Source organism: Ruegeria profundi, from assembly GCF_020171505.1.
In the GTDB taxonomy this organism is placed as follows: Bacteria; Pseudomonadota; Alphaproteobacteria; order Rhodobacterales; family Rhodobacteraceae; genus Ruegeria; species Ruegeria profundi.
Window position 1 is genome coordinate 630,044 of record NZ_JAIUZS010000001.1, and the last position, 12,063, is coordinate 642,106.

The 12,063-nt window shown below is 57.9% G+C and carries 11 protein-coding genes; 7 read left to right on the forward strand and 4 right to left on the reverse strand.

The annotated features are described in order from the left end of the window. Positions 1 to 42 precede the first annotated feature (42 nt). Both queA and LCM21_RS03005 read right to left on the reverse strand, forming a co-directional pair. A complete protein-coding gene (queA, locus tag LCM21_RS03000; protein WP_224889257.1) occupies positions 43 to 1,089 on the reverse strand; it encodes a tRNA preQ1(34) S-adenosylmethionine ribosyltransferase-isomerase QueA in 1,047 nt (348 codons plus the stop codon). Positions 1,090 to 1,120: 31 nt separating this feature from the next. Further along, positions 1,121 to 4,489, reverse strand: a complete 3,369-nt coding sequence (locus LCM21_RS03005; protein WP_224889258.1) for a DUF3971 domain-containing protein — start codon at positions 4,487 to 4,489, stop codon at positions 1,121 to 1,123. A gap of 83 nt (positions 4,490 to 4,572) precedes the next feature. Between LCM21_RS03005 and LCM21_RS03010 the strand changes: the two genes are divergently transcribed. The 6 genes from LCM21_RS03010 (at position 4,573) to aqpZ (ending at position 9,611) form a co-directional block, all read left to right on the forward strand. Beyond that, positions 4,573 to 5,034, forward strand: a complete 462-nt coding sequence (locus LCM21_RS03010) for a peroxiredoxin (protein ID WP_224889259.1) — start codon at positions 4,573 to 4,575, stop codon at positions 5,032 to 5,034. Between the two features lie 85 nt (positions 5,035 to 5,119). Further along, positions 5,120 to 5,935 (forward strand): ferritin-like domain-containing protein, encoded by an 816-nt coding sequence (locus LCM21_RS03015; protein ID WP_224889711.1) that lies wholly within the window; start codon positions 5,120 to 5,122, stop codon positions 5,933 to 5,935. Between the two features lie 179 nt (positions 5,936 to 6,114). After that, on the forward strand, positions 6,115 to 7,440 hold the full coding sequence (locus tag LCM21_RS03020) for a DUF5930 domain-containing protein (protein ID WP_224889260.1): 1,326 nt from the start codon (positions 6,115 to 6,117) through the stop codon (positions 7,438 to 7,440). Then, positions 7,430 to 7,930: a bactofilin family protein gene (locus LCM21_RS03025; RefSeq protein ID WP_068331912.1), complete on the forward strand. Its 501-nt coding sequence runs from the start codon at positions 7,430 to 7,432 to the stop codon at positions 7,928 to 7,930. The genes LCM21_RS03020 and LCM21_RS03025 overlap by 11 nt, the downstream gene beginning before the upstream one ends. Positions 7,931 to 8,025: 95 nt before the next feature. Continuing rightward, complete coding sequence (locus tag LCM21_RS03030; protein ID WP_224889261.1) at positions 8,026 to 8,835, forward strand: M90 family metallopeptidase; 810 nt, start codon at positions 8,026 to 8,028, stop codon at positions 8,833 to 8,835. An 89-nt stretch (positions 8,836 to 8,924) separates the two neighbouring features. Further along, the gene (gene aqpZ / locus LCM21_RS03035; protein WP_224889262.1) at positions 8,925 to 9,611 is read left to right on the forward strand and encodes an aquaporin Z; all 687 of its coding nucleotides are present in this window, start codon (positions 8,925 to 8,927) and stop codon (positions 9,609 to 9,611) included. Between the two features lie 50 nt (positions 9,612 to 9,661). On the opposite strand, the gene LCM21_RS03040 is transcribed toward aqpZ, so the two are convergent. After that, positions 9,662 to 10,210 (reverse strand): peptidylprolyl isomerase, encoded by a 549-nt coding sequence (locus tag LCM21_RS03040; protein ID WP_068331919.1) that lies wholly within the window; start codon positions 10,208 to 10,210, stop codon positions 9,662 to 9,664. Next, positions 10,203 to 10,709 carry a peptidylprolyl isomerase gene (locus LCM21_RS03045; RefSeq protein ID WP_068331921.1) on the reverse strand — a complete coding sequence of 169 codons (507 nt, stop codon included), beginning with the start codon at positions 10,707 to 10,709 and terminating at the stop codon, positions 10,203 to 10,205. Before LCM21_RS03045 ends, LCM21_RS03040 begins: the two co-directional genes overlap by 8 nt. Before the next feature lie 134 nt (positions 10,710 to 10,843). Between LCM21_RS03045 and LCM21_RS03050 the strand changes: the two genes are divergently transcribed. Continuing rightward, positions 10,844 to 12,034 (forward strand): phosphoglycerate kinase, encoded by a 1,191-nt coding sequence (locus LCM21_RS03050; protein WP_224889263.1) that lies wholly within the window; start codon positions 10,844 to 10,846, stop codon positions 12,032 to 12,034. Positions 12,035 to 12,063: the final 29 nt, after the last annotated feature.

Here is a 12,063-nt window from a genome sequence, read left to right on the forward strand (position 1 = left end):
TGTCTACGACATTGCGGGCAAATGATCCCGACAACGCGCCTCTTACGGGATCAAAAGCGACGCGTCACCATAGGAAAAGAACCGGTATTCCTGCGCGATGGCATGGGCGTAGACCTCGCGCATTCTGTCCTGCCCCATAAGTGCCGACACCAGCATCAAAAGTGTGGATTTTGGCAGGTGGAAATTGGTCATCAACGCGTCTGCCACATGGAATTTAAAGCCGGGGTAGATAAAAATATCCGTCTCACCTTCCCAAGGTTCAATCCGGCCAGAACGTCCCGCGCTTTCGATCAGGCGCAGGGCGGTAGTTCCGACTGGGATGATCCGACCACCAGCCGCTTTTGTTGCGCGGATTTCCTCTGCGGCCTCAGCGCTGACCCTACCCCACTCTGCGTGCATTTTATGGGTGGTTACGTCTTCAACTTTGACCGGAAGAAAGGTGCCAGCGCCCACATGCAGCGTCACATGGCTAAGTTCGACGCCGCGCACTGCAAGCGCCTGCATCAGGGGCTCATCAAAATGCAGCGAGGCTGTAGGAGCCGCAACCGCGCCAGAGTTTCGCGCCCAGATCGTTTGGTAATCTGTCTTGTCCCGCTCGTCCGCCGGGCGTTTGGCGGCGATATACGGTGGCAGAGGCATCGCACCTGCCTGTTCCAATGCCGCGTCGAAATCATCCCCTGTCAGGTTAAACCTCAGATAGGCCTGCCCACCTTCCGCGCGCTCAAGCGTCGCGCTGAGGTCATCGGAAAACTGGATGTCTTCTCCTAGCCTAACCTTTTTTAACGGCTTGATCAGTGCCCCCCATGTGCCATCGGCCTGCGGGTCCAACAAGGTTGCCTCAATTGCAGCTGAAACTGGTCCCTGAGCGCTGTCACGATGGCGGCGACCATTCAGGCGCGCGGGGATGACGCGGGTATCGTTTAGAACCAGCCGATCGCCGGGTTGCAGCCAATCGGGAAGATCGAACACGTGCGCATCCGACAGCGTATCCTTGCTTGCAACAAGCATCCGCGCCGATGAGCGCGGGCTGGCGGGTCGCGTTGCAATCAGGTCTTCGGGAAGGTGGAAATCAAAATCGCTGAGTTTCATGGCCGCGCCATACAGCGCCCGTCATTCCAAATCAACGCTCCTCGGCTGATGATCCAAAAGTTCGTTTTGGCTCATCGGGCTTGATGGGCTGTGCGTTGGGTCCATCGGAGACCGTGGGGGCCGGGTCGCGCAGTAGGTTACGCAGAAACAGCGGTGCCAGACCAGAAAGCGGGTTCACCGAGACCTTCGGCTGCCGCAACGGCCCGGTCAGAGTATAGTTGAACCCTATGACGCCCTCACCTTTCCGGGTGAAAACGCTGCCAATTGCGTTGACCAGATAGATAGGTGAAATCGCACCCCGCAAATCCAGAACGCCGGCTACCGTATCTATGGTGCCGTCAAACGACAGGCCCATTGACGGGCCAACGGCGCTGCCACTTAGAACTTTTACCTCGGTCGGCGTGATCCGCATGCGGCTGTCGATGCTGGCAAAAAAGATTCCTTGCCCCGCCATTTCATCCAGCAAGCCCACAAGGCTGATTGCGTTCAGCAGTGCTGCCATGGCCGGAGCGTCCTTGATGCGCGTGTCAGAAATATTGAGGATCACGTCGTAATTGCCCGGACCCGCCACCGGTTCCAGTTGTAAATCCAAATCCCCGCCACGTGCCTGCGTGATCATACCCGCCGACCGCAACACCGCCCCGGCATCCTCTGACCTGAGCGTAACCGCGCTGCGGCCGTCGCGCGGAGTGACCTGTCCGCGTACCGGGGCGCCACCGTTCACAGCGGCTGTGAAAGCGCCGTTAACACCGCCGCTGGTCTGAAACGCACCGTTAAACCCGGTCAAAGCAACGGTTTCGGTGACCTGAAGGCGATCCAAGGCCACATCAAGCCGGGGACCGGCACCAGCGCCCGCGCCGCCTCCGCCACCGCTGCCGAAGGTCGCGCGCGCAAGGTTCATCACGCCGCCCAGAACGCGAATATTGGGCACCGCCCCGCCACTGTTGACCAGTTCGGCAGGAACTGCCAACCAATCCCCCAGATCGAACGAGCTGAACTGCACACGGTCGAACCCCCCGTCATTAAAGGAAATGGAAGCCGACATGCGCAATCCAGCAGCGTCGAGCACCAGTTCATCAACGCGTAGATTTTCACCCAGCGTGGCCTCAACCCTCATGGTTCCAGTTGAGCCGGGCCCCTTGCGCCAACCGAGTTCGGGAATGGCCAGGGAAACACCCGCCAGATCGGACGACGCGGTTAGCTTTGGTGGTGTCCCTGCCCCTATTTCAAGGGCAATATCCGCAGTTCCTTTCCCTGTCAGCATGCCTTGCGGCAGACCGGCCTTTAATTCGGTCATCAGACGGGGGGACAGTTCGATCTGGCCTGTGACCTCGCTGCGTTGTGGTTCGGTCCCACCGATAGGTTGCCGCCAAGTGGCCTGGATCGGAACATCACCGAACACCCCGTCGCCGGATACTTCAACCTTGGTCTCATTGCCCGTTACCTCAAGCCGGTCGGCGGCGACTGAGAAACCCGGAACCAGCCCGTCGCTTTGGACATCATCTATTTCGCCGAGGAAGTGGAACTGCGTTTCTTCGAACTTCAGTTTTTTCTTCAGCGGCAGGAACAGCGTCCCGGAAAGGCCCACATGCCCTTCAGCCAGGTTCACGGGCAGGTTTGCCTTGGTCAGCAATTCCAGCGGTGGTCTGTCAAGCAGCGACAAGGCCGCTGTTGTAGTGCCCTTGGCGGTGATCCGGGTGATTGATGGTGAGTCTTCCTTGATGCCTGTATCAGGGATGATGAAAGACGTACCGGATGCGTCGATTGCACCCCCTTCATCGGCAAAGACCACGCCCGCCTCAGCCGTCGCGGTAAAGCGGCGATTGATCAGGCTGGCTTGGCCCTGCGCGTATTCAAGCGGTGGCAGGGTCTTTGCAAAGCGAATTTTCGCATCCTCGAACCCAAAATCCAGATATATGTCCGGCTTATTGTCAGGCCGGAAACGCAGCGCAAAATCAACGTCCGAAACCCTGCCTTCATACAGGTTTGTCTCAACCCAAATCCGCGGCTTCGGTGCCAGTCGTTCAGGCCAGTAGTTCAGAAGCTCATCAGCGTTCATACCGTCAAGATGCGCGTCCAGATCTGCTACCCAGCCATTGGCTTCACCAATCAAATTACCCGAGCCGAGCAGCTGGTAATTGGCGTCTTCGACCATGATCTGACCCAAGCGCAACCGGAACGGAGCCAGCTTCATCTGCATGTCCAGATCGGCGCGCGCCAATGACAACGGTACTGGAAACAGGTCAGCCGGGTTGATGTTGATATTACTGAGGCTGAGCTGCGAGGTCAGACTGTCCAGAGTGCCATTCTCGATCCCCTCAAGATACGCCTTGCCTTCAGCCTGAAAAGAGCCCCAGGCCGAAACCACTGAAACCTCGTTGAAATCCAGTTCCTGCCGCTTGGGTTCATAGGTGAAGTAGGTTCGGGCAGATTCGAACGGGATCGGTTTGGTTTCTTGTGTCGGTTGCACCACCCCTGCCCCAAGATTGAGTGTGGCATAGAGCGGCCCAAGTGCCGTGGTTGCGTCGATGCTGCCGCGCAACGCGCCTGAAATCGGTGCTTTGAGGACCTGCAACCATGACAGGGCCAAACTTTGGCTGGCGATGTCTTCCGCCGGAAGGTCGGTGATCGAAACGCCGAACTCAGCCTGTGATGATCCAAGAACGCTCGCGTAATTGGCCTCGATCGTGCTGGCATAGTCGCGCCCTGTCAGCACCGAGAACCCGGTGGCAAGACGCAACTCATCCTTGTTGCGCGTAACTGTGACGTGACCGCCATCGAACACCCAAGCTCGGCCAAGGCGCAGATCCTGATAGTCCAGCGTCAAGGATTCCAATTCCACCGACCGAATGCCAGACAGGATCGGCGACAAGAACACATCATCCAATTGGTCGATCAGTTGTGCCAAATCCGGTGCTTTCTGCACCGGCGTACTTCCCGAGCCGACGGTTAGCGACAAGGCCCCATCCTGCCCTCGGGTCAGCGAGACTTGCGCATCCCGCACAATGATGCGGCGCGGACGGATTTGCCCCCTCAACAAGCCGCGCATTGAAAGGCGAGTCCGCAGGTCCGACATCTGCGCAATCTGTTGGCCTGACGCATCGCTGATCGTGACATCGGTTAGTCGCAGCCGTGGCCGCCATTCCTCGTTGACGATGAAACTGGCGTCGCCGAACTGGAACTGAAGACCCCCAAGGCTTTCTTCCAGCCGCTGCTCGACCTTTTCGCGCACCCATTCAGGCGCGTGAAGGTTCTGGCCGAACAGGAAATACCAACCGGTAAAGGCCAAAACCCCGATAGACAGCACGGTCCAGCCAGAAAAATGCACAGCGATACGACGGCGCGACCGACGGCGCGGAGAGGCCTCCGTCTGCGGCGCACTTTCGTCTTCGTGCTGCATCAATTTTCCATCCACGTCTTTCAACCCGCTCGCAGCGCCCTATGATGACGGGCAGCCCTTAGAAAACTTTAACGGAGTTTCCAATGCCCGACGTTTCAGACATCGCCCCGGATTTCACTTTGCCCCGCGACGGCGGCGGTGAGGTCAGCTTGTCAGCCATGCGCGGCGGCGTTGTTGTTCTGTTTTTCTATCCCCGCGATGATACGCCGGGCTGCACCAAGGAATCCACCGGTTTCTCGGAACAACTTCAAGCCTTTGCTGATGCGGGCGCTCACGTTTTCGGGATTTCGCGGGACAGCGTTGCCAAGCACGACAAGTTCGTTGCCAAGCACAACCTGACCACGCCTTTGCTGTCAGACGAAGGTTCAACCGTTTGTGAAGACTACGGTGTTTGGGTCGAGAAAAACATGTACGGCAAAAAGTCTATGGGAATCGAGCGTTCGACCTTCATCATCGACGCCGAAGGCAAGATCGCCAAGGTTTGGCGCAAGGTCAAAGTACCCGGCCACGTGAATGAGGTGCTGGAAGCCGTGCGCGCGATGTGAACGCTCTCGACCGCGCTCGCCAACCGGTCTAAGACCCGCGCACCTCAACAGGCGGAGATACCCGGTGTCCAAAAAGTTAACCCAGATGGCGACCGAAGTTCTGACCACGGCGGATGGGCGGGAAAAAACCGCCCTTTCCAAGCGCCACGCCGCAACATGGTTTGCCTCGCGCAAGGGTGAGTCACCCGCAATTGAGATCGGCACAGCAACACCTCCGTTGCAGCCCGCCCGCCCCGAGCGGCCCGAACTTCTGTCTCCACGCGAAGTTCCCAAACGCAAGCCCGGCTCCGAGGCTGGCCGCATCGCCTTGCTGCACGCAGTGGCACATATCGAGTTGAACGCCGTCGACCTGCACTGGGACATCATCGCCCGGTTCGGACACGTGCGCATGCCGATCGGATTTTATGATGATTGGGTCAAATGCGCCGAGGAAGAGTCACGCCATTTCGAGATGGTCTGCGACTGCCTTGAAAACATGGGCAGTCATTATGGTGCCCTGCCCGCCCATGCCGGCATGTGGCGCGCGGCAGAGGACACCGCCGATGATCTGATGGGCCGCTTGGCTGTCGTTCCCATGGTGCTTGAGGCGCGCGGGTTGGATGTGACACCCGGCATGATCAACATCTTCCGAAAGGCCAAGGACGAACAGGCCATCGCCGCGCTGGAAGTGATCTACGCCGAAGAGGTCGGGCATGTGGCCTATGGCTCGAAATGGTTCCACTTCTTGTGCGGGCGTGAAAATGCCGATCCCAAAGACGTGTTTCACCAATTGGTCCGGCGTTATTTCCACGGCGTTCTCAAACCTCCTTTCAATGAGGAGAAACGCGCCGAAGCCGGGCTGCCGCCTGACTTTTACTGGCCACTGACCGAGGATCTGCCGGCGCCCGGCAGCGCGGATTAGGTTTGCTCAAATCAGTGTTTTCGGCAATTTCCCGCCGAGAATTGGCGGGAAAAAGATGGTTTCAAGGGTGAACAGGTTAACAAACTTGCCCTAATCAAACGCGCCCTTTATGCAATGCGCCAAGGGACGGCGGACGCTCACGACCGGTCCCGATCATGGGGATTGAGAGGTAAAGACGCGTGCGAACCCGTCTGGCAATAAAACTACACTCACTGTTCGAACGGTATTTCCCGGAGCGCCGGGTCTTTCTGAAATCTGATAACGATACGCGGTTTATCCGGCTCAGCTCGGAAACGCAGGTGGCCGCCGTTGCCGGGGTGTCCGTAATCATAGGATGGACGGCCGTCGCGACAGCGATCCTGTTGATGGACAGCATCGGATCAGGCAATTTCCGCGAGCAGGCCAAACGGGATCAGGCAACTTATCAAGAGCGTCTGAACGTCCTGTCCGCCGAACGCGACGCCCGCGCGATTGAAGCGCTTGCCGCGCATGACCGGTTCAACACAGCGCTTGAGCAGATATCGGCGATGCAATCCGAGCTTTTGGCGTCGGAAAACCGTCGCCGTGAGCTTGAAACCGGTATCGAGGTCATTCAGACCACCCTGCGCGCCACAATGAAGCAGCGCGAAGAGGCTCGCGCTGAACTGGCTAGCCTGCAGGCAGAAGCCGGCGAGAGCGATACCTACGTGACCGCCTTGGCCGCCCCCGAACAGATGACCTTCATGACTGAGGCGCTGGCTCGCACCGCGCAGGAACGCGATCAGATCGCCTCAGATGCACAAAACGCGCTGGAACAGCGTGAAGAACTAGAGCTGGAAATCCAGCTGATGCAGGAACGCAGCGACGAGATTTTCCGCCAGCTGGAAGAGGCGATGGTGATTTCGGTCGAGCCACTGGACAAGATGTTCCGCCAGGCCGGAATGCCTACGGACCGCATCATCGAAGAAATCCGCCGCGGGTACAGCGGCATGGGCGGCCCTCTGACCCCCATTTCGTTCAGCACGCGCGGCGGGGAACTGACGCCGGACGAAATCCGAGCCAACGTGCTTCTGCAACAGATGGATCAGCTGAACCTGTACCGCATTGCCGCCGAAAAAGCCCCCTTTGCCAGCCCTGTGCACGCAGCTGTCCGTTACACCAGCGGATTCGGAAAGCGCCGCGATCCCAAAACTGGTGGTCGGCGCATGCATAACGGCGCAGATTTCGCTGGCGCGCATGGCACCGATATCTTTGCGACGGCTGACGGAGTGGTCACCCAGGCAGGCTGGCAATCCGGTTTTGGACGCTTGGTGAAAATCAAACACGCCTTTGGAATTGAGACGCTTTACGCTCATAATACCAAGATCCGCGTAAAGGTTGGTCAAAGGGTCTCGCGCGGGGATCATATTGCTGATATGGGTAGCACTGGACGGTCTACCGGAACGCATTTGCACTATGAAGTGCGCGTTAATGGAAAACCTGTTAACCCAATGACTTACATCAAGGCTGCGAGAAATGTTTTCTAAAAGCAAAATCAACGAGCCCGCGTCCAACGCCCAAGAGGCGGCGAAACCCGCGGCACCGGCGAAACCGGCGGCACCTGCACCCGCAGAAAACAAGGCCAGTACCGCGCCAAAGCCCAAGCCTCCGGCATCGGTCCTGTCGTCTGACCTGCACATCACCGGCAACCTCAAGACATCGGGCGACATTCAGGTCGAAGGTACCGTAGAGGGCGACATCCGCGCGCATCTGCTGACCATCGGCGAAACGGCGACCATCAAGGGTGAAGTCACCGCAGACGACGTCGTCGTGAACGGCCGCATCGTAGGCCGTGTGCGGGGCTTGAAAGTACGCCTTACGTCGACTGCACGGGTCGAGGGCGACATTATCCACAAGACCATTGCCATCGAAAGCGGCGCGCATTTCGAAGGCTCGGTGCAGCGTCAGGACGATCCACTGAACCCTGGCCGCAGCGCAAAGCCGGGTGCAAACCCCGCGGCTGAGGTCAAACAGTAACACTCTGCCTGTTGCAGAACGATTGAGCGCCGCAGGTTCCCTGCGGCGTTTTTCTTTGCTCTTGCTGAACGAAAAGGTCGGTATAAAGTCTCTCTATGCTGATCTTTTTCTCTGTCCTGCTGCTGATTGTCGGCTTCTTCCTGTACCGCCATTGGTCAAAATCCCAAGCTCGGCAACGGCTGCTTTCGACATCACTGACCGACCATCAGCGCAAGGTTATCGAACAGCAAGTCCCGCTGATCCGCCGACTGCCCTCTGACCTGCGCGCCAAGCTTGATGGCAAGGTAAACCTGTTTCTGGATCAGGTCCGCTTTTTTGGGTGCGATGGGCTTGAGGTCACCGAAGAGATGGAGCTTGCCATCGCTGCGCAAGCCAGCCTGCTGCTGGTCAACAGTGACCAATGGTACGATCATCTGACCACCATCCTGATCTACCCAAATGCGTTTAAGTCGCGGCAACGCAGGCAGGACGGCTATGTCGTGAGCGAAAAAGAAATCGTTCGCACCGGCGAAAGCTGGGATCGCGGACCCGTGATTCTATCCTGGTCACACAGCCGCAAAGGCGCGGCAAATGACCATGACGGCCAGAACGTCGTTTTGCACGAGTTTGCACATCAGGTCGACGACATGTCCGGCGGAACCAATGGCGTTCCGATCCTGAGCGACGGGCAAAGCTTTGCAGAGTGGGAACGCGTGTTTCTGACTGCCTATGACGCCCATGTAAACGCGGTCGAGCATGGCAGGCATACCGTCATTGACCCTTACGGAGCGGTAGGCCACGAAGAGTTTTTTGCCGTTTCGGTCGAGGTCTTCTTTGAACAACCAAAACAGTTGAAAGCTGCTGTGCCCGAAGTCTATGCACAGCTTTCGAAACTGTTTCGGCTCGACCCCGTGAGTTGGAGTTAAGCCGGTTCAAGCTGTGTAGTTTCGCAAGTAGTTATCAAATAAAGATAATTGAATTATAGTGAAACCCGTTGTTTTCGGGAGGACTTTTCATGTTTCCAAAACTCATGGCCGAATTTTTCGGTACGTTCTGGTTGGTACTCGGCGGCTGCGGGAGTGCAGTATTAGCTGCAGGCGTTGCTGATGTCGGCATCGGTTGGCTGGGCGTTTCTTTTGCGTTTGGACTGACCGTTTTGACGATGGCATATGCTGTCGGGCATATCTCGGGCGGACATTTCAACCCGGCAGTCAGCCTCGGCCTGATGATAGGCGGCAGGTTCCCGGCAAGCGAACTGATCCCCTATTGGATCGCACAAGTGATTGGCGCGATTGCTGCAGCCGCAGTGCTATACCTGATCGTGAGTGGCGCGCCGGGTTTTGAGAGCGTCGGCAGTTTTGCCACTAACGGATACGGCGAGGCTTCACCCGAGGGATATTCGCTGACCTCTGCGCTGGTGATCGAGATCGTGATGACCGCATTCTTCGTCGTGGTCATTCTTGGCGCAACATCCAATTTCGCACCCGAAGGGTTTGCTCCGATCGCTATCGGGCTGTGCCTTACGCTGATCCACCTCATTTCCATCCCTGTAACGAACACATCAGTAAATCCCGCGCGTTCAACTGGTGTCGCTCTGTTTGCTGATGGCCCAGCTTTGGCGCAGCTTTGGCTATTCTGGGTTGCCCCACTAGTCGGTGCCGCTATTGGCGCGCTTATCTGGCAAGCGATGGGCGACGACTAAATACTTGCAATAGGAAAGCCCCGCAGCGATCAACTCCGGGGCTTTTCTAATCATTCAGTGACGGTAACCGTTTTCATAACGTCAGGCTGACCAATCACGGCACCGTTGGGTCCGTCGCCCCGCTTGATCATATCAACCACGTCCATGCCGTCAGTAACTTGGCCAACAACCGTGTACTGGCCGTTCAGGAATGGACCTGGTTCAAACATGATGAAGAATTGCGAATTCGCGCTGTCCGGGTCCTGCGCCCGCGCCATGCCCACCACACCGCGGTCATAGTTGAAGTCCGAGAATTCGGCTGGCAAATCGGGACGATCCGACCCACCGGTGCCCGCCCGGCGCATGTCGCCTCCGATGCGACCGAACTCAACATCCCCGGTCTGCGCCATGAAACCGTCGATCACGCGGTGGAACACCACGCCATCATACTTGCCCTCGGCGGCGAGGGTGCTGATCTGTTCAACATGCTTCGGGGCGAGATCTTCGAACAGATCGACGGTGACCGTCCCATTGGCCCCCTCACCTTCGATCTCGATCTGTAGGCCTGTAGCCAGCGCGGGGCTGGCCAGCAGGACAAATGCTGCGGCCAGTTTATACATCTGCTGCCACCTTGACGCTGATCATGCGGTCAGGGTTCGCAGGCGGCTCACCACGTACGATAGCGTCCACATGCTCCATTCCGTCGATCACTCGACCGTAAACGGTGTATTGGCCGTTCAGGAAGTGATTGTCCTTGAAGTTGATGAAGAATTGCGAGTTCGCCGAGTCTGGGTTCTGCGACCGCGCCGCGCCCAGAGTTCCGCGATCATGCGGAAGCTTTGAGAACTCTGCCGGTACGTTGGGCAGCGACGAGCCGCCAGTTCCCGCCATGCGAATGTTGAACCCGTCTTCCATATCGCCGTGCTGCACGTCGCCGGTCTGCGCCATGAAACCGTCAATCACACGGTGGAAAGCCACATTGTCATATTCACCGCCGCGCGCCAGTTCCTTCATCCGGGCACTGTGCTGCGGTGCCACGTCGGGCAGCAGTTCAATGACGACCTTGCCATCTTTCAGTTCGATGATGATGGTGTTTTCGGGATCCTTGATCTCGGCCATGTGGCCCTCCTGTCGTTTGTCTTGCGCATTTACCTATTCGCCATGCGCCTGAATGCCAAGTGACGCATTGACCTGAGGGCAAAATGCAGGAAAAGAACCGCCTAAATCTGTTTTAAAATACCAAGGATTGCGCGATGGGCTGGAAAACTCTTGACGATATGGACCTGAACGGCAAACGCGTGCTGATACGTGTGGATATCAACGTACCGGTCGCTGACGGGGTGGTGACGGACGATACCCGCATTCAGCGCATCGTGCCGACCGTTCGCGATGTTCTTGCAGCTGGCGGCAAGCCAATTCTGTTGGCTCATTTCGGTCGTCCGGGGGGCGAACGGAAAATGGACCTGTCATTGCAACAACTGGTTCCTGCTCTTGAAACCGCCTTTGGTGCCGCTGTCCGTTTCGCTCCCGATTGCGTCGGTGCCGAGGCTGAACAGGCCGCGGACGCGCTGCCATCGGGTCAGGTTCTGCTGTTGGAAAACACGCGTTTTCACGCAGCTGAAACGAAGAATGACGCCGAATTGGCCGCAGGTATGGCCAAGCTTGGTGAGGTTTACTGCAACGATGCCTTCTCGGCCGCACATCGCGCCCACAGCTCGACCGAGGCTATCGCCCGCCTGCTGCCCTCCTGCGCGGGTCGTTTGATGCAGGCCGAGCTTGAGGCGCTGGAGGGTGCTTTGGGTGATCCCAAGCGGCCCGTGACTGCCGTGGTTGGTGGGGCAAAAGTGTCGACCAAGCTGGAACTGCTAGGCAACCTGATCAACAAGGTGGATTTTCTGGTGATCGGCGGCGGTATGGCAAACACTTTCCTCGTCGCCAAGGGGCTGAATGTCGGCAAGTCGCTGGCCGAAACCGCGATGAAAGACACCGCAGCTGAAATTCTAGCCAAAGCCGAAAGCGCGGGCTGCACGATTGTTCTGCCTTCGGACGTGATTGTTGCCGCAGAGTTTGCAGCCAACGCGGCGTACGAAGTGCTGCCTACCAATCAATGCACCGATGACGGCATGATCCTTGATGCCGGTCCCGAAAGTGTCGCAGCCATCTCGGACATCTTTGCCAAAAGCCGGACCCTGATCTGGAATGGCCCGTTGGGTGCTTTTGAGATCGCACCGTTCAATGCTGCGACCGATGCCGCTGCGCTGAAGGCGGCGGAGCTTACCCGCGCGGGCAAGTTGGTGTCCGTCGCAGGCGGGGGCGATACCGTGGCCGCGCTGAATGCGTCCGGTGCGGCAGCAGATTTCTCGTACATCTCAACAGCAGGTGGCGCATTTCTTGAGTGGATGGAGGGCAAAACCCTGCCGGGCGTCGCCGCGCTGGAAGGGTAATCATCTGGTCCGTTTTGGGCAAATGGCAC

Excerpts from the sequence above, each read along its gene's own strand:
- LCM21_RS03050 (WP_224889263.1), top strand. The coding sequence starts at position 10,844 with ATGGGCTGGAAAACTCTTGACGATATGGACCTGAACGGCAAACGCGTG.
- LCM21_RS03015 (WP_224889711.1), top strand. The coding sequence starts at position 5,120 with ATGGCGACCGAAGTTCTGACCACGGCGGATGGGCGGGAAAAAACCGCC.
- queA (WP_224889257.1), bottom strand. The coding sequence starts at position 1,089 with ATGAAACTCAGCGATTTTGATTTCCACCTTCCCGAAGACCTGATTGCA.
- LCM21_RS03030 (WP_224889261.1), top strand. The coding sequence starts at position 8,026 with ATGCTGATCTTTTTCTCTGTCCTGCTGCTGATTGTCGGCTTCTTCCTG.
- LCM21_RS03025 (WP_068331912.1), top strand. The coding sequence starts at position 7,430 with ATGTTTTCTAAAAGCAAAATCAACGAGCCCGCGTCCAACGCCCAAGAG.
- LCM21_RS03010 (WP_224889259.1), top strand. The coding sequence starts at position 4,573 with ATGCCCGACGTTTCAGACATCGCCCCGGATTTCACTTTGCCCCGCGAC.
- LCM21_RS03040 (WP_068331919.1), bottom strand. The coding sequence starts at position 10,210 with ATGTATAAACTGGCCGCAGCATTTGTCCTGCTGGCCAGCCCCGCGCTG.
- aqpZ (WP_224889262.1), top strand. The coding sequence starts at position 8,925 with ATGTTTCCAAAACTCATGGCCGAATTTTTCGGTACGTTCTGGTTGGTA.
- LCM21_RS03045 (WP_068331921.1), bottom strand. The coding sequence starts at position 10,709 with ATGGCCGAGATCAAGGATCCCGAAAACACCATCATCATCGAACTGAAA.
- LCM21_RS03005 (WP_224889258.1), bottom strand. The coding sequence starts at position 4,489 with ATGCAGCACGAAGACGAAAGTGCGCCGCAGACGGAGGCCTCTCCGCGC.